The sequence below is a fragment of the Massilia pseudoviolaceinigra genome, from assembly GCF_030846505.1.
Lineage (GTDB): Bacteria > Pseudomonadota > Gammaproteobacteria > Burkholderiales > Burkholderiaceae_D > Telluria_A > Telluria_A violaceinigra.
This window is the reverse complement of sequence record NZ_JAVCWL010000021.1, coordinates 51,397-73,136: the sequence shown is the minus strand read 5'-3', so window position 1 is coordinate 73,136 and position 21,740 is coordinate 51,397. Positions and strand designations below refer to the sequence as shown.

Here is a 21,740-nt window from a genome sequence, read left to right as displayed (position 1 = left end):
CTCAGGCGAGGATGGCCACGCCGTGGTCGGTGCGGTCGGTAAGGATTTCAAAGGCGGCGCCGTGACGCGAACTGAACGTGCGCGGCGGCTGCCCGTGCAGGGTCAGGGTCAGCGTGCACGACGCCAGTTTGGAATTGAGGCAGGTTTTGACGCCGCCCGGAGGATTTGGATAATGCAAGCCGGCAAACGCTTCGCGCGGCGCGTCGATGCGGATCTGCACGCGCACGCCGGCGGCGCGAGCGTCGATATCCCAGCCGAAACCGTCGATGCGCGCGCGCGTGCGCAAGGCTTGCGTGATGCTGTTGAGCGAGATTTCCAGCGCGCCGATGCGCAGTACCACCAGGCTCATCTGCGGCGACCAGACCGGTCCGAATTTCAGGCGCGCCGTCGAGCATTCGAGGAACACCTCGGGCGCATCGTCGAAGCCGGCCACCTGGCCCCAGCAGTAGGTATCGGTATGGCGGCTGCCCCAGTTGTGATTCTGGCTGCCGCGCCACTGCTGCACGGCCACCGCTTCGCCATCGACCTCCAGCTCGCCTGCAAACAGCGCGCCCGGCGCCCCCACCAGCACCTTCGATTGCGGAAAGCGGCCCGCGTACAGCGAGGCCGGCATCAGCAGCAGCGGTGCGTGCGGCGCGTCGTAGCCTAGCGCCCATGCGATCCGGTGCGCGGGCGTGGCGGCGCTGCCCGCCAGGCCGCTGGCGCTGAGCTGCGAATGGCCGATCAGCAAGTCCGGCGCGCCCGGGCCGATCGTGCAGTCGCCCAGCGCGAACTGGTTCTTCACCGCCACAATGCGGCGCCGTTCGCGATCGAAGAACACAGCCCAGATTTCGCCCACGGCCTGTTGCGGCTGCCCCGCCGGGCAGAAAAAAGTGTAGCGGATCCAGAAGGCGCGCGCGCGGCCGGGCTCGTTGGCTCTGAGGAAATAGCTTTCGTAATGGCCGGCGCGGCTGCCCGGTACGAAGCGGCAGCGGTTGGCGTCGGCCGGCGTCATCACGCGTGCGGCTCCGCGCCGATGGATTCATGCGCCAGCCGCAGCGGACGAAACACCTGCGCCATGCGTTGGCGGAACACCAGCGGCGGGTAGCCGGTCCAGCCGCGAAAGGCGCGGCACAGCGACGATTGCTCCTCGAAGCCGACCGCCGCCCCCAGCTGCGCCAGCGGCGCGTCGCCGCGCAGCACGCCGATCAGCGCCTGCTGCGCGCGCGCGGCGTTGAGCAGCTGGCGAAAGCTGGCGCCCTCGCGCTGCAGGGCCCGTTGCAATGCGCGCGGCCCCAGGCCGAGGGCGGCGGCGGTGCGCGCTTCGTCGGCTTCGGCCAGCGGCACGCTGGAGGCGAACAGGGCGCCCACCGCGCGTGTCACGACCGCCCCCTCGCGCGCGCTGGTGCGTGCGCAATGGCCCAGCCAGGTGCCGAGCGCCGCATTGAGCGCGGGGTCGGCAAAGCGCGGCGTGGCGTCGAGCAGCTCCGTGGCAATCGTCACGCCGTAGCAGCAGGTTTCAAAATGCAGCGGGCAGGCGAAGGCATCTTCGTACTCTGCTAGCTGCGCGATGGGGCGGTGGCGCAGCGACACATGCGCCACATCGGCCTGCCCGCCCAGCAGATAACGGCCGAACGAGACCCAGCCGGCCAGGATGCCCTCGATCACGGCCGGCGCCACCGCCTGCGCCGGCTGCCATACCACGTGCACGCGTTCGCCCCGGCGCAGCACGCGCGCGCGTCCCAGGGTGCTGGTGATCGATTCGAGTTCGGTCAGGTGGCCGATGGCGCAGCGCAAAGTCGGCGCGCTGGCGGCGGCGATGCCCAGCATGCCGAAGCCGGCCGCACCCACGCGCGTGCCGAAGCGCAAGCCAAGCGCCGGGTCGTCCAGCTCGCGCGCGCCGCCCGTCATCAGCCCGGCAAACGCGCTGCCGCACAGGCGCGGCCCAGGGCTTGCCACGCCTGCATCGCGCGGCAAGCCCTGCTCGGCCAGGAACGCCCCCAGCGCATCGGCGTACAGGGTCGATACGCTGGGCGCGGCGCGTGTCAGCATCGGTTCAGACCGCCCACGGGAACAGCACCTTGGCCAGGTTGCCGAACACGGTCTTGAGGAACAGGATTTTCACCGCCAGCTCCTCGTACCACGGCGTGGCGATGGTGTTGAACGACCATGAAAAATTCCACAAGGTGGCCGGCTTCCACCACTCGAAGTGCAGTTCCGAGGTCCAGGCATCGCCCTTGAGCAAGTCCGGCACGCTCGGCTGGGCCTGGCCTTGCGCCTGAAACACGCCGCGCAGGGTGGTCATGTCGTCCAGCATGTCGAGCCCGGCATTGTTGTAGACGTGCTTGATGCCGACAAACTGCACCGCCGCGCCCTTGAAGCGGTAGGTCAGCACCCGTCCCGGCGCCGCGCCCGGGGCTGGCGCCAGGATTTGCAAGCTGCCGTTGACGCTGCCGGCCGGCACGCGGTCGAGCACCAGTTCGCCGCTCAGCTTGGCGGCGTGCTGGGGATTGGTGCGCCAGGCATCGATATCGTCGATGACGACCTTGAAATACACGCTCACGGAGCGGTACTCGCCCTGGTGATAGGCGTAGCCGTGCATTTCCTCGGAAAATGCGATGCCCCGTGCCCAGCCCAGGCAGGGCAGCAGCGCGAGACCGGTCAGCAGCAACAGTTTGTGCAGGAACGTCGTCATGGTCAGCCTCATTGGGAAAAGCGTTCGGCGGCGCGCTCGGCCAGCGCGGCGATGGTGAGCAAGGGATTGGCCCCCAGCGATGCCGGCGCGATGGCGCCGTCGATCACGCGCAGGCCCGGGTAGACCGCTTGCGCTGTCTGCCCACCGCCACGCGGATTGAACACCCGGCCGTCGGCGTCGACCACGCCATCCTCGACCCTATCGGCCATCGGGCAGCCGCCCAGGGGATGCACGGTGGTCATGGCGCCGCCGAACAGCGGACTGCTGCGCGGACTATCGGCGTAGCGCCCGCCGAATGCTTGCGCATGCAGCGCCATTTCGGCCCGCATGCGCTGCCCGAAGGGTTCTTTTGAAATGCCCGGCCACAGCACGCGCGCATTACCGTTGGCGTCGAGCTCCACCTTGCCCGAGGCGCTGTCGTGGCCGATGCCGAGGTACACCATGCTGTGGTTGAGGGCGCCGTCGGTGCCGCGTTTGGCGACGTCGCGCGCGATGCGCTGCAGGGCTGGAAAGTCGCTGCCGCCGGGCGCGGCCAGCGGCATGGCCAGGCGCAGGGCGTCGACCAGGGCGCTGGGGATGGCCGCATCCTGGATCAGGTAGCGCTGCGCCACCGGGGTGCCGGCGGCGCGATAGTCGGCCATGCTGGTGATGGTCGGTCCCACGCGCTTGAGGCCGAACGGCGCGGGGGCGGCGCCGAAGCCCATCACATTGGTCTGGACGCGTGTGTTGTAGGCCAGCCCCAGCAGGTCGCCATTGGTTGAAAAGCGGGTACCGAGCGCGGGCGACAGGGCCAGCCCGCGCGCCTGCGAGCGCAGCAGGATCTGGGTGCTGCCGAGGGATCCGGCGGCCAGGATCACGCTGGCGGCGACCACCGAGCCGGACACGGCGGGGCCGCTGTCCGGGCGCGCCAGGTAATGCACGCGCCAGCGCCCGTCAGGCAGGCGCTCGATCCAGTCGACCTCGATGCGCGCGAAAATCTGGGCGCCGCCGCTGCGGGCCAGCGGCAGGTAATTGACGTCGAGGCTGTTCTTGGCGCCGACGCGGCAACCGGTGACGCAATCGCCGCAATGGGTGCAGGCCGCCTGCCACACGCCCTGGGCATTCGGCTGGCCCTGGTAGCGGCGCAGGTTGACGGCGATCGGCAGCGCGCGCGGCTGTACCTGCGCGCCCTGGCGCTTGCGCGCAGCCGTGGTGGACAGGTGGAACCAGCTCTTGCGCAGGGCGTCCGCCTCGGTGACGGTGTCGGCGCCCAGCATCGTGCGCACGCGCGCCTCGTACGTATCCATGGCGCCGCTGGCGTAGGCGTTCTGGATCGCCTGCGGCCAGCGCCCGAAAATATCGCGGTCGGGTGCCAGCACCACGCTCGAATTGATCAGCGAGGTGCCGCCGACGCCATTGCCGCTCAACACATCGATGGTGCCGCCGGCGCGGTAATCGAACAGGCCGAGCGGTGCGGAGGCGGTGCGAAATTGTGCCAGGGTATCGACGAGGCCGGTGGCAAAGGCGTCCGGCGACCATTCCTTGCCCCGTTCGAGCACGGCCAGCGAGCGGCCCGGCGCCAGGCGCGCCGCCATCACCGCGCCGCCGTAGCCGGAGCCGATCACCAGCACATCGTAGACGGGCGCCAGCTGGCCGGGAGCGCGGCTGAGCGGGGTGCGGGGAGGGGCTGTGGCGGCCCGGGCTGGGGATGGCGCCAGGCTGGCGCCTGCGACCAGGCTGCCTAGTGCTGCCATAAAATGACGCCGCTTGATGCTGTCCGACATGGTGGCTCCTCCGTGGGATGGAGCAGCCAATGTAAAGGAGCATATGTACAGCGTCTTGTCCGAATGCGACAGGCGATGGTGGAGTTACGCCAAAACCGCCCATCGGTAAGCGATCGGAAATCGCCGCCCGGCGGCGGCGAGTCGCCTTACGCGGCGCTGACGAGGCGTTCGACCACCGGTTCGAGCGCGGCCGGACGGCAACCGAACGCGGCCAGGCGGCCTTGCGCTTGCGGCGCCAGCTCGAGGTCGTACGGCAAGCGGCCCGCGACCACCCAGAGTTTGTCCGCCGGCATGGCTGCCAGCAGGCGGCGTTGCCCCTCGACCAGCATCGCATTGTAGGTCTGCACCACGATCTGCTGCGCGCCGGCGGCAAACGCAATCGCCTCGGCCACTTCGGCATCGAGCGCTTCAGCCGACATCGCATACTCGCGCACGTCGAACCCGGCCTTCTGCAGCGCCGGCAGCATCGAACTGCGCGCTTCGTTGTTGCGTCCGTTGGCCACTTCATCGACTTCGCTGCGCGAACGCACCTCGACCGTGATCAGGCTCAGCGGCAGGCTTGGGTCGAGCGGGCGGAAGTCGCCCTGCACGCACAGCGCCGCCTTTTGCACTTTTTTCGCCAGCGCAATCGATTCGGCCGTCATCAGGCCGCCTGGCGTGGCCGCGCGCTCGCGCCAGCCGCCCACCGCGCGCGCCTGCTTCAGGCGCCGCACGCGCGCCAGGGCATCGCCGATGCGCTGCGCGTCGATGTCGCCTTGGGCCACGGCGGCCGTCACGGCCGCCAACGCCGCGCGCTGCTGGTCTTCGCGGTGCGAGATCAGCACGATGTCGACGCCCGCCTGCAAGGTCGCCACTGCGCCCGCCGCCACGCCCACGCCGTCGGCAATCGCGCCCATTTCCAGGCAGTCGGAAATGATCACGCCTTCATAGCCCATCTCTTCGCGCAGCAGCCCGGTCAGCACAGCCTTCGACAGCGTGGCCGGCACCGACGGATCCGGTTCGATGGCGGGAAAGGCCACGTGCGCCGTCATGATCGCATCCACGCCGCCGGCAATGGCGGCCCGGAACGGCACCAGCTCGACCGCGCGCAGGCGCTCCAGATCGTGCGGCACCAGCGCCATCGAGTAATGCGAGTCCACGGCGGTGTCGCCATGGCCGGGAAAGTGCTTGGCCGTGACGATGACGCCGGCTTCCTGCTGGCCGCGCAGGGCCGCCATGCCGTAGCGCACCACGGTGTCGGCATCTTCGCCGTAGGCACGCACGCCGATGATGGGGTTCAGACGGTTGTTGTTCACGTCGAGAACGGGAGCGAGCATCATGTTGATGCCGATCTGGCGCATCTCGTCGCCATTGATGAAATTGATCTGCCGGCATTCTTCCACCGACCCGGCCGCCTGGAAGGCCATGGCCGCGGGAATCGGCGTGACGCCCTGTTCGATGCGCATCACCATGCCGCCTTCCTGGTCGAGCGCGATCAGCAGGGGCTCGTCGCTGACTTCGGCGTTGATTTCCTGCAGCTTCTGGCACAGCGCGGATACTTGCGCCGGCGTGTGGACATTGCGCCGGAACAGGATCACGCCGCCGATGCGGCGTTCGCGGATCAGGCCGATAATATGGTCATTCGGTTCCAGGGCGTCGAAGCCGACCATGAATAACTGTCCGATGTTGTTCTGCATGTCTGATTGCATCTTGTGATTCCTCGCTATCCGTAAAAAACGTTACTCCGTGTCCTGCCATGGGCGCAGGCCCAGCAGTTGTTCGCCCAGGGCGCTCAATTGCGCGCGCTGGTATCTGGTCTGTTCCCATCGGCGCGGATCGCCATGCAGGCTGTATCCGGCCGGCGCTTCCCGCTCGCGCCAGGAATGGATGCGCCATTGTTTCAATGCCTCGTCGTGCTCCTGCGCCGGCATCATCGATATATATTGCGCCATCCGGACCTTATCCGCCGACACATTCTGGCGGATGCCGTGGCACAGGCGGCTGTTGAAAATGAGCAGATCGCCTTTTTTCAACAGCACCGGCACGTGCGGCAGGCTTGAGACGTCCGGCCGGTACCAGTCCCAATCGGCCGGCTGGGTGCGGCGCCAGGCATCGAAATCCTGGAACAGCGAGGGTACGCAGACAAAACCGCCCACTTCGATATCGGTCTGGTCGCTGATCGACAGCACGCCCTGCACATTCTGCGGCGCGCTCTCCGGGTCGTAATCCCAGTGCATGAAGCTCTTGAATTCGAATCCCGGCTCGGGCGGCAGGTTCAGGTTGATGCGGTCGATCGATACCCACAGCTTGTGCGTGCCCCAGATATCGACAAAGGCGTCATACACCCGCGGCATCTGGCGCGTGTCCCACAGATACTGGTGGTTGTATAACTCTATCATCCCCGCATTGAAGCTCAGCTCTGTTTTTCGCAGGCGCGATTTCTCGGGCGGATACCAGCTGCCTGGATTGTCCGGGTCGAGTTCCTCGAATTCCCAGATCAGCTGCTCCAGCCGCTCCAGCTGCTTCGGCTCGACCGCGTTGGGAATGACGATGTAGCCGTTCTTTATCCAGAAATCCCAGTCCTGTTCCGACAGCACGCGCAGCGGCGCGCCATTCGAACGGTCGTTCAGGCGCGCCGCCGTCCGCGCCACGGTCGACTGATTGCGCGTGTCGACGCTGTGTTTGCCGATTGTCTCGATACTGCCGTTCATCGTGCTCCTCCAGGTAGTGCCAATTCCATGAAATGCAGCCGGTCGAAAAACAGCTCGGCGGCGTAATCGAATACCGCGCGCGAGCGGAAACCCTTGTTCAGGTAAATGCCCATGGCGGCGCTGTTTTCCCATACCGCCAGCACGATGCGGGGGCTGCCTTTGTCGCGTGCCAGTGCGCCGATATCGGCCAGCATGACATTGAACAGCCCACGCCCGCGGAAGCGCTCCTCGACCGCCAGGCTGGCCACGAACAGGTCGTCCTCCCGCGCGTGGGTGGCGATAAAGGCGTCGTAGGCGGCATCCATGGCGTGCATCTCGTCGCGGTAATACGACACCGTCTCGATTTTCCCGAATTCGCCGATGGTGGCGGCCGTGTAAAAGCCGTTGAACCGGCCGGCGGCATCGAACAGGCCGACCGAATGGGCGATGTATGGATCGATATTCTGGCGCCGCTGCAACGCCACCAGCGGCAGGCGCAGGCGATTGCCGAACGAGCAGTATTCGAGATAGCTGGTCGCGAACAGCAGCGCCGCCATGCGGTCACGGTGTGCGTCCGGGATCAGCGGCCCTTGCACGAAGACGGGCGTTTCAGCGTTCATTGGCATGGGCGCTGTGGATGCGTGTGGCGGTGGCGTGGACGCTGGCGTACCTGCGCTCGCGCCGCGTATCGGCTCCGCGCGTCTTGCGCCAGAAGTTCCCGCGCCGGATCTGGTCGGCGTTGATTGCCATCAGATAGGCGCTGAACAAGGCGTTGACCCGGTCCAGCTTGGGGTCTTGCGAGAGGAAAGAGTAGTAATGGCAGCCCTCGGCCCAGGCGCGCAGTTGCGCCGCGTAAGCCATGCGCGGCAATTCCGTGGTGGTCAACACCTGGGCCACGCCGGCCAGATCGCGGATGTCGGGCAGGGTCCAGTGACGCTGTTCCAGCGCGTCGATGCAGCGCTCGTAGCTGTGCTGTTCGGCACCCGTGAGCGGCACCGGGGCGCGGGTGAGCGCATCGACGCTCAAACGCATGCCATGCAGGCCGCTGACGATGTTTTCGGTCGCGTCGTCATGCAATACCCCGTGGCGCGCGGCGAGGTCGTGGTAAGCCGTCAGCGAGCGTCCGATCGTGCCTTGCCAGACGCCGTAGGTGGCGCTGTGCAGGGCCGCGGTCCAGGCGGCGCTGTGGGCGGTTTTGTCGGGCACGCCGGGTCCCATGGCGGCCAGATTCGCGTCGATGTGCGCGATCAGCTGGGCCATCGCGGGCGTGGCTTTGCGCGCAATCAGCACGCCATTTTCGTCGTTGAACAGATTCATCCAGCAGACGAAACTGGCGTCGATATGGCCGCTGTCGCGGTTCACGGCAAAGCTGACGTAATCGGGGACTTCGGGCTTGCACAGAAAGAGCGTGGCGGCGCGATAGGGCAGGGTGTCCGCATCGAGATACATACCGCCGCAGCGGTGCAGGATCAGCAGCCGGAAATAATCGGCCAGGTTGACGAAATAGCGCTTGCGGTGCAATTGCGCCAGCAGCGGCGCGATATCGGCACCATGTTCTTGCGCCAGCGCCTGCAGCGAATGCACCGTCAACAGGCGCGCCCCGCACAGATAGGTGCCGATCACGTGCTGCGCGCCCGGCGCGGGATGAAAGCACGGGTCGCCGCGCAATTGCTCGGCGTCCCAGACCCACAGCATCAGGCGGTACGGGCCGGCGTCGAGCGGGCCGATGTCGTCGAGTGCGCAATCCCACTGGCGGATCGATTCGCGGGCCAGGTCCGGCAGCGCGCCGCCGAGCCAGATCCGGTGCATGATCATTTCGTCCGCACCGAGCGGCTGGGTCGGGACGGCGAGCAGCGACGAAATCCGGCGCGCATCGAACTGGGCGGCATGGCGGCGCACGAAATGGCGCAGTTCGCGCAAATGGCCGTAATAGGCCGATGCGGATGCCTGCAGGCGGGCCCGCGCATCGGCGCCGCCATGCGCATCCTGCCGGCAGAACGCTTCCCACTGTTTGTACGCCAGGAATTCGGCCTTCAGATCCTTGATCAGCACTTCATATTCCACGTCGATGTTCATGCTGCCTCCGTTCCGTGTCCGCTTGCTTACTCGGCCTGGGGCGATTGCGCCAGGGCCGGTTCCTGTTGGTCGTGGTTTCTCGCAAAGCGCATCAGGCAGGCGCCGATTGCCAGTCCCAATGGCACGTTAAACAGCGCATACGAGGCGAGCGAATAATCGAATCGGGCGCACACCAGGTTATAGATTTCGACGCCGGCGGCGATATACACGCAATAGAGCAGGCTCATCGCAGAAGAGGTCAGGTTCATCGATACGCCGGTGGCGGTCAGCGACAGGCGGATCAGGGCGCCGTTGAACAGGCCGAAGCCGGCCGAGAAAATGAACATGCAGACGATGAACAGGTGTCCGTGCTGATGCACCAGAGCCGCGCCCAGCATGCCGATGACGGCCAGTCCCGCGCCCTGGCGAATCAGGCGCGTGAGCGAAAAGCCGTCGCCGAGTTTTTGAATCGCCATGGTGCTGATGATGAATCCGGAGAAAATCACGAGCTGGTACAGGATATAGGTGCCGTATGACTTGCCCATGTGTTCCATGATGATCAGGGGCGACAGGCCGATCCAGGCCGTCAGCGGCGTGATCGCCATGGCCGCGATCAGGATTCCCGACATGAATTTCTTGTTGCGCACGATGGTCAGGTAGCTGGCGCGGATCGAGGCCAGGTCGGCTTTGGGCTTGATTGTTTCGGCGCGCGGCATGAAGGTGAACAGGCCGAGCCAGGCGATGGTGCCGAGCACAAAACCGATTCCGAAGATGGCTTCCCATGGCGCCACGGTGATCACGGCACTGCCAACCACCGGCCCGATCAGCGGGGCGAACACGGTGGTATTGGACAGCATGGCGGTCAGCTTGACGGCGTCGGCATCGTCGAACAGTTCGTGAATGGCGGCGTAGCCGATGAAAATGAAGCACGACCCCATGCCCTGGAAGAAGCGGGCGGTCAGGAACTGAGCGATGGTGGCGGAAAAGGGCACGAACAAGGTCGCCACCAGATACAGCGCCACGCCCGCCAGCATGACTTTGCGCTTGCCGATGCGGTCGGCGATGGGGCCGAGGAAGATCTGCAGCATGCTGCCGCCGAGGATGAACAAGCTCAGCGACAGGCCGATATTGCGGTTCGACGCCTGGAACTCGCGCACGACTTGCGGCATGGCCGGCATGATCATGTCGTTCGACAAGTAGACGGTCAGCTCATAGAGGATGAAAAACAGGGAAAAGTAGAGCAGATGCGGGCGTTTTTCAAACATATTTTCCACCTGAAAAAATCTTCCGAAAGTCCTATGGCCGAGATCCGAACACCTACAACCGGGGTCAGAGCTCTAATTAGCAATAACAAACCGCCGCCTTGGTACCGGAGCGACGCTTGTGAGGCTAGCGATACCTCGGAGAAACTTGAGCGCGCCTGCACGCGGACAGACATCTTTAAAAACGTGCACAACCGGCGTCTGACCCTAATGGCGTTAAATTAAGCTCCGTCATTCCCGCCTGCGCGGGAATGACGGAGCTAAGTTTTCGGGCAACAATGGCTTAACTTAACGGCATTCGTAACTGCATTCGGGTCTGACCCCGGTTGGGAAATGTGGTCTTAGATTGGAATGTATAGTAACTCGACTGGTCGTAGATTGGTATTAATAAATTGTAGAAATTTGTCATCGGGAGGCAGCTTGCCGCGCGGTCGCGGGCGGGACGGACGAAAAAAATGCCCGCGTCCCGGAGGAGGCAGGCATTCTTGATGGAACCAGCGCTGGGGGCGCCCGCGAACAGGCGGCCCCAGGCATGGATCTTATTCCACGTTCATTTCTTTGAGCAGGTTGTCGGCTTTGTCGACATGCTTCATGTTCCACAGCATGTAACGCACGTCGACCTGGATGTCGCGCGTGTTGGCTTTGTTGAAGTCCCAGTCCGAAATGATCGAGTCCAAGGTGCCGTCGAACGCCAGACCGATGAACTCGGCCTTGCTGTTCAGTGCAGCCGAACCGGAATTGCCGCCGGTGATGTCCAAGGTCGCCAGGTAGTTCACCGGTACGCTCTTGAGCTTCGGATCGACATACTTGCCGAAGTCCTTGGCCTTGATCGCCGCCAGTTGCGCCGCAGGGGCGTTGAACTCGCCTTCGCCAGTCGCTTTCGCCACCACGCCCTTGACGGTCGTGAACGCGGACCAGGAACCGGTGCCGTCGGCACCATGTTCGCGGCCAGCAATCTTGCCGAACGTGACGCGCAGGGTGCTGTTGGCGTCAGGATAGACCGGCTGGCCCTTGCTGGTCATGTAGGCGATCTTGGCCTTCATGTAGTTGGCGTAGGCTTGCTGGATCTTGCCTGCCAGCTCTTCTTCCTCGGCTTCGCTCTTCATGCCGGCGTCGTACATGGCCACGGCAGCCTTGATGAAGCTGTCGCTGCTGGCCTTGAAGTCGGCTGGGGTCTTGCCGATCCATGCCGCGCGCTCAGCCGCGGTGCCCAGCTTGGAGCCGGCGTACATGGTGTCGAGCACGGTCTTGAGCTGGGCTTCGCTCATGCCGTCGGTGATGCCGGCGGCGGCGTCGAAGTTGGCATTGCGCTCGGCTTTTGGCTGGGCAGCATATTTCTTCAGGCTGTTCAGGACCAGCGCCTTGTCGACTTTTTCGTCGTAGGTGCGCTCGATCCCCGCCACGGCCGCTTTCAGTGCCGGCAAGTCGCGTTCCTGGTAGCCCGACTTGCGCTCGACGTTCGGCTTGGTGTTTTCGTTCGCCAAGCGGTACAGGCGGCGTGCCACCGTCAGCAGGCGCGGTGCGGACGAGTTCAGGAAGAAGTCGCGCTTGGTTTCGGCATCGCGCTGGGCAATCAGTTTCTCGACCTGCTCGATGTCGGCCGCGAATTCTTTCTGGCGCGCCGGGTTGGCGTTGACCCAGGCTTTCATGTCCGCATGTTCTTTGGTCTTGCGTGCCAGGAAGTCGCTGCCTTCGTAGCTGGTCAGCATGCCCTTGCGGTTCTTGTAGTAGTTGTTGACGTTGGCGACCTGGCCCGCATATTTCAACTTGGCATCTTCGTTGGTCTTGGTTTCGCGTTCGATGATGGCCAGCGTTTCAGCCGACGCTTTCACGAATGCCGGATAGCTCCAGTCGAAGGTGAACGCCACTTCCGATGGCAGGCGGTGACGGTTGGTGCGGCCGGGATAGCCCAGCGCCATGATGAAGTCGCCTTCTTTCACGCCTTCCTTGGCGATCTTGAGGTGCGATGTCGGCACGTACGGCACGTTGTCCTTGGAGAAGTCGGCAGCCTTGCCATCCTTGCTCACGTAGGCGCGGTAGAAGCCGTAGTCGCCGGTGTGGCGCGGCCACATCCAGTTGTCGGTGTCGCCGCCGAACTTGCCCACGCCAGACGGTGGCGCGTGCACCAGGCGCACGTCGCGGATTTCCAGCTGCTTGATCAGGTAAAACTCGAGCCCGCCGTAGTAGCTGGCAACGGTGCAGCGGTGGCCGGCGTCTTTTTCGCATTCGGCAACCATCGACTTCATGTTCTTTTCCATCGCGTCGACGCGGGCCTTGCCGGCCAGCTTGGCGACTTCGGGAGTGATGATCTTGTTGCTGACGTTGGCAACGTCCTTGGTGACGTAGATGCGGCTGCCCGGCGCGGCCGGCAGTTCGTCCGCATGGGTCTTGGCCAGGAAGCCGTTGGCCAGCAGGTCGCGCTCCGGCGTCGAGTTGACGGCCACGCTGTTGTACACGCAGTGGTGATTGGTCGCTACCAGGCCCAGCGGCGAGACGAACGATGCGGAGCAGCCGCCCAGGCTGACAATCGCATTCATCGGGAATTCGGTGAGCTTGGTCAGGCTGGCCGGATCGAGCTTGAGGCCGGCGGCCTTGAGTTGCTTGGCTACTTGTGGCAGCTGCTGCGGCATCCACATGCCTTCGTCGGCGTGCGCGACGGTGCTGAGGATGGCTAGCGTTAGGAAGGTCTTTTTCATTCGCATTTCGTCTCGTTTTGGTCAATCGGAACAGTCTTGGCTCGCTGAGCGCCCTAGAGTATCCGTATCGCCAAAATAATAGTCAATCAAATTCTGATTGAACCCCGGCCGCGCGGGCCGGGGCATGCGCCGCTTGCGCGCTCCTTTTCTACAGCTGGTCGCCCACCAGCGAGGCCAGTTCGCCCGCCACTTTCTCGGTCCACGGACGCTGCTGCCATGCCTGCAGGCTGATCGGGCGGGCGCGGGTCCAGTCCTTGTCGAAGATGGCCACCTGTTCGGTGGCGAAGGCGCTATCGATGATGTTCAGGTTGGCTTCGTCGTTGAGGCTGAACGAGCGGTTGTCGAAATTGGTCGATCCGACCGAGACCATCAGCGAATCGACCACCAGCGCCTTGACGTGGAACATGGTCGGCTGGTACTCGGCGATCTCGATGCCCGCTTCGAGCAGGGCGCCCCAGCGCTCGCGCGAGGCGATGCGCACCAGGTCCGAGTCGATGTCCTCGCCGGGCGTGATGATCCTGACCTTGACCCCGCGCTTGGCGGCCGCAACCAGGGCGTTAATGGTCAGTTCGTCCGGCACGAAGTAGGAGCTCGACAGGTGGATGGTGTCGCGCGCAGCGGTAATGGCCATCAGGTACATCAGCAGCATGCTTTCGCTGCCTCCGCTGGGCGAGCTGCTGAACATCTGAGCCGCGTGGCCGCCTTGCGGCTTGAGCGGAGGGAAATAACGCGTGCCGTCGAGGACGGTGCCGGTGGCCTTGGTCCAGTTGTCGGCGAATACCGCCTGCATCTGCCCGACGACCGGGCCTTCGACGCGGAAGTGGGTGTCGCGCCAGTGCTTCTTGTCCTGGCCCGATCCGCGCCACTGGTCGGCAATGCCGACGCCGCCGGTAAAGCCGATGCTGCCATCGACCACCAGCACCTTGCGGTGGGTGCGGTTGTTCAGGCGCGTGAATTTCCACCAGACCGGCTTGTGGTAGCGCTGCACCTCGACGCCGGCCTGCTTCATCTTGTCCAGCGCGGCGGTATCCATTTTCATGCTGCCGATGAAGTCGAGCATGACGTGCACCTTGACGCCGGCGCTGGCGCGCTCGATCAGCGCGTCGGTAAATTCCTGGCCGATCGATTCGGACCAATAAATATAGGTTTCCAGGGTGATCGTGTGCTTCGCTTCGCGAATGGCCTTGAGCATGGCAGGAAAAATCTGGTCGCCATTGAGCAGGACGTCGACATGATTTCCTTCGAGAATTGGCGGACCCAGCAGCACGCCCATGGAGCGCCGGAACTGCGGGTCGTCGGTGTCGTACAGGCGGTGCAGCTGCCGCTCTATTTTCTTCTCGCTCGGCATGAAATTGAAAACCAAGAACACTCCCAGCAAGGTAAGCGCACAGCTGATCAATGCTACATAAAGGGGTTTCTTGGTCATCGGATATTCCAGGCAAAAAAAAACCAACGCACGAATGCGTTGGTCATGGGAGCAGCTGCATTTAGCGTACTTTACCGCGGCGCAGCAGGTTGACGATGGCCAGCAGGATCACGGCGCCCAGGAAGGACACGAGCAGCGACGACATGCTGAAGTCATCCATATTGATGGTGCCCGCGCCGAACAGGGGAGAGAGCAGCCAGCCGCCCAGGAAGGCGCCGACGATACCGACGATGACGTTGAGGATCATGCCTTGTTGGGCGTCCGTTTTCATGACCAGGCTTGCCAGCCAACCCAGGATGCCGCCAACGATGATCCAGATGATGAATAACATGGTAATTCCTCCAGTTAGTTAAATGATTTATCCCGGCCCCCGTGTTATCGCCGGGCCATGGAAAAAGAATAATTCGCACGATTTGAACGGTCGGTGCGGCAACGAACGTAATGGACGATTCAACATCTTTCTGATGAAACGTAGCGACAAGGCAGCGCTGCCGCCGTGCTTCCTCATCCATGGCAGCGCCGTGCTCCGGCGGCCCTTGTTTCACTTCGCCCAGGCCGCCCACCACTTACGTGGTCGCCCTGCCACTCACATGCTCCGCCCGCCACCCACGTGGCTCCCCGCCCACCCCCGTCGTCCCCGCGCCAAGGCGGCACTCGGCGGCGCCCCAGGTTCGTGCCGTCGTCGCCATGGGCACCAGAAACCGGGTCCCGTCCTGTGCGCGAAGTGCTGCGCGCGAATAAAAGGCCGGCGCTGATACAGGAACGCGCGATAGCGTGCGCGCCAGCCAGGCAGCGCGCCCCTATCCATCACGACTGTGCCAGCGTCGCAACAGCCGGTCTTGATGTGCCTCGCCTTCCGCATCGCACCATTTTTCAATGCCGCTTGGAAACACCGTTTTTGAGTGCGGCAACGTACGGAAGCATTGTTCAGTCGGGCTTATCGTTTCGTCACTGGCATTGATTTCCAGGTTTGCATGCGAGCCCCGCACATCAAAAATTCGAAAGGAAATTGAAATGAGCAATTACGACACCACGACCCAAAAAGATTCCCGTATGGTCACCGGCCTGTTCCGTGATCGCGACAGTGCAGAGCGGGCTTACACCTCCCTCTCCGACCGCGGCTACAGCAAGGACGACGTCACGCTGATGATGTCGGACGACACCCGCAAAACCTATTTCAACGATACCGATACTGAACTCGGCAGCAAAGCGGCTGAAGGCGCAGGCGTTGGCGCCGGCATCGGCGGCACCATCGGCGCTGTATTGGCTGGCATCGCCGCCGTCGGCACCACCCTGGTCCTGCCTGGCATTGGCCTGGTTGTCGCCGGTCCTATCGCAGCGGCCCTGGCCGGTGCTGGCGCTGGCGGCATCGCCGGCGGCCTGGTCGGCGCACTGATCGGCGCCGGCATCCCTGAAGAACGCGTCGTGCACTATGAAGAAGGCATCAAGAACGGCGGCATCCTGATGGGTGTGAACCCACGCAACGATGAGGATGCAAGCCACATCGAGCGCAGCTGGACTGAAAACAAAGGCGAGCACATCATCGGTACCGGCGTTGGCGCTGGCGCTGGTGCACTGACCGGTGCCGGTATCGGCGCCGCGGCCGGCCCGATCGGCATGGCGGCAGGTGCGGCAATCGGCGGTATCGCCGGCGGCCTGGCCGGCAAGGGTGCAGCCGAAGTCATCAACCCGAAAGCGGGCGATGAGCTGCACGAGCACCACTTTGCCAAGGGCATGGGCGCCGGTAGCGGCGCGGCGATGGGCGCAGCCGCTGGTGCGGTTGGTGGTCCGGTCGGCATGGCGGCAGGCGCGGCAATCGGCGCGATGGCGGGCGGCATGGCCGGTAAAGCGGCTGGCCAGCTGGTCAATCCTGAAGAAGAGTCGGCTTACTGGCGCAGTTCGTACCAGACCGCTCCGTACTATTCGCCGGGCTACACCTATGACGACTACGGTCCTGCCTACGAACTCGGCTACAACAGCCGCGGCCGTTATGCCGGCACCAACTTCGATTCGGTAGAGAACAACCTGTCGGATGAATGGGAAACCGTCAAAGGCAAGTCGCGCCTGAACTGGCAGCAAGCCAAGTCGGCCACCCGCGCGGCGTGGGATAAAGTCGAGCGCGCCATGCCGGGCGACTTCGACCGCGATGGCCGCTAAGCCGGGCTGCGCAATCTAGTGAGCACCTAAAAAAAGCCTCGCTTCCCGTCAAGGAAGCGAGGCTTTTCCGCGTCTGGAGCAACGCTGCTTAGTTCTTCACCGCTTCGACCTGGATCTGCAGTTTGACTTCCGGTGCGAACGGTGGCACGGCGTAGCTGATGCCGAAATCGGTGCGCTTGAATTCAGCCGATGCATCGGCGCCGCACACTTCCTTCTTGTGCATCGGGTGAATGATGCACTTGAACTTGTTGATGGTCAGCGTCACAGGCTTGCTCACGCCGTGCAGGGTCAGGGTGCCGTCGACCGAAATCGGGGTTTCGCCCTTGAAGGTGATCGACTTCGAGGTGTAGGTAATGTCCTTGAACTTGGCGACGTCGAACATGTCTTCGTTCTTGGCGTGCTTGTTCAGTTTATCGTTACCGAAATCGAGCGAATCGGCATCGATCTTGATGTCGATCGAACCGGTTTTCGCGGCGCGGTCGAGCACGACGGTGCCTTCGGTTTTGGTGAACTTGCCGCGCAGAATGGAAATGCCCATGTGGTCGGCTTCAAAGCTCGGGAAGGTATGGGTCGGGTCGATCTTGTAGGTGTCGGCGGCGAAGGCGGCGGTGGCGGTCGCGGTGGCGAGCATGGCAACGATCAGGTGCTTGATTTTCATGGGTGTCCCTTGAGTGAAATGTGCAATGTTAAAAGCGTGCGTATGAGTGAGGGTAGTGCGTTTACTGCGCCGCGCTGACGCGGAATTTGATGACGACTTCATCGGCCACCATGCTCGTGTCTTTCCACTCGCCGTCGCCGATGTTGTAAGTAAGGCGCTTGATGGGCAGCGCGCCATCGAAAGTATGCTTGCCGGCCTCGGTTTTCACCGTCAGCGGAAAGCTGACATCGGTCGTCTTGCCCTTGATCGACAGCTTGCCGGCGACCGTCATCTTGCCCGGGCCGGCCGCCTTGATTCCCGAAGAGACAAACGTCGCTTTAGGAAACTGTGCGGAGTTGAACCAGTCCTTCTTGGCTACTTCCTTGTTCATCAGCGGATCGCCCAGGTCCAGGCTGGTCGTGTCGATCTCGACACTGGCCTTGGCGGCGTCCGGCTTGGCCGCGTCGTAATCGATGCTGGCCGTAAATCTGGTGAACTTCGCTTCGACCGGCACGTTCATTTGCTTGAACGAGGCCGACACCATGCTTTTGGCCGGGTCGGTCTTGAGCGGCACCGCACTGGCGACCAGCGCCACGGCGAGCAGGGAGGCAAGCAAAGTGCCTTTGGTAAGATTCATACAATCTCCTTGGGATGAATTGGGTGACTCAGGGCAGCATGCGCTTGAGCACGCCGTCGCGGTCGATGAACTGGTGTTTCAGGGCGGCCGCCACGTGCATGGCGACGGCACCGGCCATTGCCATGTTGAGCCAGTAATGCACGCCTTTGAGCACCGGTTTCAGTTCCGGATCGGCAGCGATGATGATGGGCAGCTCGAACAGGCCGAAGTAGACCACCGGAATGCCGGCCGAGAGGGTGTACAGGTAGCCCGACAGCGGCACCGCGAACATCAGCAGGTACAGCATGCCGTGCAAGCCGTGGGCGGCGCCTTTTTGCCAGCCGGGCATGCTGGCCGGATAGGCGGGCGCGGCGTGGGTCAGGCGCCACAGCAGGCGCAGGGCGGCCAGCGCCAGCACGGTCACGCCGGCCCATTTATGCCAGGAATAGTAGCGCAGCTTGGTGGGCGTGAAGCCCGGAATGTCGGTCATCACCAGGCCCATGGTGAAGGCGCCCACGATCAGCACGGCGATCAGCCAGTGAAAAATAATCGCGGTCAGGGTGTAGCGTTCCTGCATTGGACCTGCTCCTGGAAATAGTACGTATTAGGACTAATATACCAAATAAACAGCATCGCCGCTTGCGAAGGGCAGATTACCATAGTGCGCGGGCTGTGCAGCGGGTTGAATATTGTAAAATTGCCCGAGACCCAGTTCATCACCGAACCCGGGAACGACCGCTGCATCGCTGAGCTTGGAACGTCATGACTACGACTTTTTCGCGCTGGACCGCATTCGGGCCGCTGCTGTTGCTGGCCTTGCCGGCGTCGGCGCAGCTATCCTCCGTAGCGGCCGCCACCATGGCCGACATGTCGATCGAGGAACTGGCCAATATCCAGGTCACATCGGTGTCCAAAAAGCCCGAGCGCCTCGCCGCCGCCGCCGCCTCGGTGTTCGTGATCACGGCCGACGACATCCGCCGCTCGGGCGTGGCCAGCGTGCCCGAAGCGCTGCGCCTGGCGCCAAATTTGCAGGTGGCGCAGAGCAGCGGCTACGGCTACGCCATCAGCGCGCGCGGCTTTAACAGCAGCCGCAACACCGTTCCCAACAAACTGCTGGTGCTGATCGACGGCCGCTCGGTGTATTCGCCCTTCTTTTCCGGCGTGACCTGGGATGCCCAGCAAGTCATGCTCGAAGACATAGAACGGATCGAAGTCATCAGCGGGCCCGGCGGTACCTTGTGGGGCGTGAATGCCGTCAACGGCGTCATCAACATCACCACGCGCGCCGCCAGCGCAACCCAGGGCAGCCTGGTGGCGCTGCAGGCCGGCCAGCGCGGCAAGCATGTTGCGGTGCGCCAGGGCGGGGGCGGCGACTGGCGCCTGCACGCCAGCTATGTCAAGGAAGGCCACACGGAACTGGCCAGCGGTGCGCCGGTCAACGATGCGCGCCACCAATGGCAGGCCGGCATGCGGCGCGACTGGGGCAGCGGCGCCAACCTGTTCAGCGTGGTCGGCAACGCCTATCGCGGCGCGCTCGACCAGCCGGAACCGGGTGCGATCTCCACCGGCACCAAGCTCGACCTGGGCACGGTCGGCTCATCCGGCGCCAGCCTGACGGCGCGCTGGACCCATGCCCTGGCCGGCGGCGGCAGCCTGATGTTGCAGGGCTACATCGACCATAGCGAGCGCGACGTGCCGCCGACGTATGCCGAACGCATCCAGGTGGCCGACCTGCAATTCCAGCACAGCCTGCCTGCCAGCAGCATCGGGCAACTGGTATGGGGCGCGAATTTCCGCCACACCTGGGACGCGGTGACCAACAGCAAGACCGTGGCGTTTTTGCCTGCCAAGGTCAACCAGAACTGGTCGAGCCTGTTCGCACAGGATGAGCTCGCCTTGCGCGAGGACCTGCGCCTGATCCTGGGTGCGCGGGTCGAGCGCAACGACTACACCGGCGCGGAATTCCTTCCCAGCCTGCGCCTGGCCTGGCAGGTGGCGCCGCACAATGCGCTGTGGAGTGGCCTCTCGCGCACGGTACGCGCGCCGTCGCGGCTCGACGCCGCCACCTTCGTTCCCGGCAACGCCCCGTATTTCCTGCGCGGCGGGCCGCAGGTGCGTTCCGAAGTGGCGAAAGTATTCGAGCTTGGCTACCGCGGCCAGCCGCTGCCGCAACTGTCGTACTCGGCCACCGCGTTCCACAACCGCTACGATCATTTGCGCACCCAGGAATATAACGTGCAGGGTGGCTTCCTGACCTTCGACAGCAAAATGGAAGGCAAGTCGAGCGGCATCGAAATGTGGGGCAGCTGCCAGGCCGCGCCGTACTGGCGCCTGAACGCGGGCTGGATGGCGCTGCACCAGCGCTTTTCGCTCAAGCCGGGCAGCAACGACGCGCCCGCGCCGCTCACCAGCGGACGCGACCCGTCGCACACGGCGCAGCTGCGTTCCACCTTCACCCTGTCCGCTGACAAGGAGCTTGAACTGGCCGTGCGCAAGGTGGCGTCGCTCAAGAGCGACAAGGTGCCCGGCTACCGCGCGCTGGACGCGCGTTTCGGCTGGCGCTTGCGCCCCAATGTGGAACTGTCGCTGTCCGGGCATAACCTGAACGGCGCGCATGCCGAGTACGGGCCGCTGGCCACGCGCGCGGAAGTGCCGCGTGAAATCGCGCTCAAGCTGGTGTGGCGTAATTGAAAAAAAAAGTGGTGCCGCCGCCAGCCACGGCGCCGGCCGATCCCACGCAGTGGTCGGACAAAAGCCAGGGCACCGTGGCGGCGTCGTTTCGTAAGCACTACACCGACCATGCGTACCGGTGCCGCGCGTGCCGCAAGGATGCGCTATTCAGCGCAGCCGAGCAAAAGATTGCATACGAGGTCAGGAAGACCCACATCAATGTGCAGCGCAAGTTGTGCGAGGCATGCTGGCGCGAGTGCCATGTAGTGGAGAACAAGATCGCCGCCTGCGAGGCGCAGTGGGCGCAGTCGAAACCGGCGCTGGCGCGCGATGCGGTGTTCTTGTCGACCTGGCGCGCGTTGCTGCTGGCGCACCAGCGTTACGGCGCCAGGGAGAATGGCGCGGCTAAAACCATGCTGCAAAAGTTGCTCGACCAGGCGGCCGACGTGAACTGACCCGGGAAGGCCGGATTGATGTCCGACTTTCCCGGGCCAGTTCACGGCGCGCGCCGACGGCTTACTTGGCGCGGTTGGCGATTTCGTTGCCCAGGAAGCCGCCACCGATCGCACCGGCTACCGTGGCAAGCTTTTTGCCCCGGCCGCCGCCAATCTGGTTACCGAGCAGGCCGCCGATGACAGCCCCCGCACCGATGCCCACGTAGTTAGGCTGGCTGGCTTGCTGCGCGGGCTGCGCAGGCTGCGCGCGGTAGTTCGGCGCCTGCTGCTGCGCCACCCGGGTCTGCTGCGGCGCGCGGCGCGGCGTGTGGACCACTTTCTTCACGACCGGCTTCTCGTACTCCACTTCCGGCGCTGGCCGCGGCTGCACGGCTTGCGGCGAATACTTTGCCACCAGCATCTGTGCGTCGGCCAGTTGCTGCGCCGTCGGGGTCGGCTGCGCCGCCAGCTGTGGCGCCGTCGGGGATGGCAGCGCTGCAAGCGCCTGGGGTGCTGTCAGTTGCTGCGGCGCCGTGGCCACCGCGCTGGTGTCGGCCTTGGAGCTTGGAAGCAGGCCAGTGATGGCCGCGGTGCCCGCCACGCTGAGCGCGATGACCGACAACGCTGCGGTCGCCATCAGGGGGTGGATACGCGAGGCTGTGTTGATCTGTTCCATGGTAG

General features: G+C 64.1%; 19 protein-coding genes. 3 read left to right on the top strand and 16 right to left on the bottom strand.

Going from position 1 to position 21,740, the window contains the following annotated elements:
* Window position 1 precedes the first annotated feature (1 nt).
* The 12 genes from RBA40_RS20650 to RBA40_RS20595 all read right to left on the bottom strand — a co-directional run bounded on the left by RBA40_RS20650 (window position 2) and on the right by RBA40_RS20595 (window position 14,876).
* The gene (locus RBA40_RS20650) at window positions 2-994 is read right to left on the bottom strand and encodes a tocopherol cyclase family protein (protein ID WP_306649680.1); all 993 of its coding nucleotides are present in this window, start codon (window positions 992-994) and stop codon (window positions 2-4) included.
* Complete coding sequence (locus tag RBA40_RS20645; protein WP_306649625.1) at window positions 994-2,031, bottom strand: AraC family transcriptional regulator; 1,038 nt, start codon at window positions 2,029-2,031, stop codon at window positions 994-996. The genes RBA40_RS20650 and RBA40_RS20645 overlap by 1 nt, the downstream gene beginning before the upstream one ends.
* Before the next feature lie 4 nt (window positions 2,032-2,035).
* A complete protein-coding gene (locus RBA40_RS20640; RefSeq protein WP_306649624.1) occupies window positions 2,036-2,674 on the bottom strand; it encodes a hypothetical protein in 639 nt (212 codons plus the stop codon).
* An 8-nt stretch (window positions 2,675-2,682) separates the two neighbouring features.
* Window positions 2,683-4,407 carry a GMC family oxidoreductase N-terminal domain-containing protein gene (locus RBA40_RS20635; RefSeq protein WP_306649623.1) on the bottom strand — a complete coding sequence of 575 codons (1,725 nt, stop codon included), beginning with the start codon at window positions 4,405-4,407 and terminating at the stop codon, window positions 2,683-2,685.
* 176 nt (window positions 4,408-4,583) lie between these two features.
* Window positions 4,584-6,125, bottom strand: coding sequence for a beta-N-acetylhexosaminidase (gene nagZ, locus RBA40_RS20630; protein WP_306649622.1), 1,542 nt, complete (start codon window positions 6,123-6,125; stop codon window positions 4,584-4,586).
* A gap of 30 nt (window positions 6,126-6,155) precedes the next feature.
* Window positions 6,156-7,127 (bottom strand): phytanoyl-CoA dioxygenase family protein, encoded by a 972-nt coding sequence (locus RBA40_RS20625; RefSeq protein WP_306649621.1) that lies wholly within the window; start codon window positions 7,125-7,127, stop codon window positions 6,156-6,158.
* A complete protein-coding gene (locus RBA40_RS20620; RefSeq protein WP_306649620.1) occupies window positions 7,124-7,732 on the bottom strand; it encodes a GNAT family N-acetyltransferase in 609 nt (202 codons plus the stop codon). The genes RBA40_RS20625 and RBA40_RS20620 overlap by 4 nt, the downstream gene beginning before the upstream one ends.
* Window positions 7,716-9,182 (bottom strand): glycosyltransferase, encoded by a 1,467-nt coding sequence (locus RBA40_RS20615; protein WP_306649619.1) that lies wholly within the window; start codon window positions 9,180-9,182, stop codon window positions 7,716-7,718. The genes RBA40_RS20620 and RBA40_RS20615 overlap by 17 nt, the downstream gene beginning before the upstream one ends.
* A 26-nt stretch (window positions 9,183-9,208) precedes the next feature.
* The gene (locus RBA40_RS20610) at window positions 9,209-10,426 is read right to left on the bottom strand and encodes an MFS transporter (RefSeq protein WP_306649618.1); all 1,218 of its coding nucleotides are present in this window, start codon (window positions 10,424-10,426) and stop codon (window positions 9,209-9,211) included.
* 536 nt (window positions 10,427-10,962) lie between these two features.
* Window positions 10,963-13,119, bottom strand: coding sequence for a S46 family peptidase (locus tag RBA40_RS20605; protein ID WP_306649617.1), 2,157 nt, complete (start codon window positions 13,117-13,119; stop codon window positions 10,963-10,965).
* A gap of 148 nt (window positions 13,120-13,267) precedes the next feature.
* The gene (gene cls / locus RBA40_RS20600; RefSeq protein ID WP_306649616.1) at window positions 13,268-14,545 is read right to left on the bottom strand and encodes a cardiolipin synthase; all 1,278 of its coding nucleotides are present in this window, start codon (window positions 14,543-14,545) and stop codon (window positions 13,268-13,270) included.
* 61 nt (window positions 14,546-14,606) lie between these two features.
* Window positions 14,607-14,876 carry a GlsB/YeaQ/YmgE family stress response membrane protein gene (locus RBA40_RS20595; protein ID WP_306626262.1) on the bottom strand — a complete coding sequence of 90 codons (270 nt, stop codon included), beginning with the start codon at window positions 14,874-14,876 and terminating at the stop codon, window positions 14,607-14,609.
* A 683-nt stretch (window positions 14,877-15,559) separates the two neighbouring features.
* Here RBA40_RS20595 and RBA40_RS20590 point away from each other — a divergent pair.
* Window positions 15,560-16,702 (top strand): hypothetical protein, encoded by a 1,143-nt coding sequence (locus tag RBA40_RS20590; RefSeq protein WP_306649615.1) that lies wholly within the window; start codon window positions 15,560-15,562, stop codon window positions 16,700-16,702.
* Window positions 16,703-16,790: 88 nt separating this feature from the next.
* Here RBA40_RS20590 and RBA40_RS20585 read toward each other — a convergent pair whose 3' ends face one another.
* The 3 genes from RBA40_RS20585 to RBA40_RS20575 form a co-directional block, all read right to left on the bottom strand.
* Complete coding sequence (locus RBA40_RS20585) at window positions 16,791-17,360, bottom strand: YceI family protein (protein WP_306649614.1); 570 nt, start codon at window positions 17,358-17,360, stop codon at window positions 16,791-16,793.
* A gap of 61 nt (window positions 17,361-17,421) precedes the next feature.
* Window positions 17,422-17,976 carry a YceI family protein gene (locus RBA40_RS20580; RefSeq protein WP_306649613.1) on the bottom strand — a complete coding sequence of 185 codons (555 nt, stop codon included), beginning with the start codon at window positions 17,974-17,976 and terminating at the stop codon, window positions 17,422-17,424.
* 28 nt (window positions 17,977-18,004) lie between these two features.
* Window positions 18,005-18,532 carry a cytochrome b gene (locus tag RBA40_RS20575; RefSeq protein ID WP_306649612.1) on the bottom strand — a complete coding sequence of 176 codons (528 nt, stop codon included), beginning with the start codon at window positions 18,530-18,532 and terminating at the stop codon, window positions 18,005-18,007.
* Between the two features lie 185 nt (window positions 18,533-18,717).
* Here RBA40_RS20575 and RBA40_RS20570 point away from each other — a divergent pair, with 185 nt between their 5' ends.
* Both RBA40_RS20570 and RBA40_RS20565 read left to right on the top strand, forming a co-directional pair.
* Window positions 18,718-20,646 (top strand): TOL_0244 family TonB-dependent receptor, encoded by a 1,929-nt coding sequence (locus RBA40_RS20570; RefSeq protein ID WP_306649611.1) that lies wholly within the window; start codon window positions 18,718-18,720, stop codon window positions 20,644-20,646.
* Entirely contained in the window at window positions 20,643-21,080 is a 438-nt protein-coding gene (locus tag RBA40_RS20565) for a zinc-ribbon domain containing protein (protein WP_306649610.1), read from the top strand. Before RBA40_RS20570 ends, RBA40_RS20565 begins: the two co-directional genes overlap by 4 nt.
* A gap of 61 nt (window positions 21,081-21,141) precedes the next feature.
* Here RBA40_RS20565 and RBA40_RS20560 read toward each other — a convergent pair whose 3' ends face one another.
* A complete protein-coding gene (locus RBA40_RS20560) occupies window positions 21,142-21,735 on the bottom strand; it encodes a glycine zipper 2TM domain-containing protein (protein ID WP_306649609.1) in 594 nt (197 codons plus the stop codon).
* Between the last annotated feature and the right edge of the window lie 5 nt (window positions 21,736-21,740).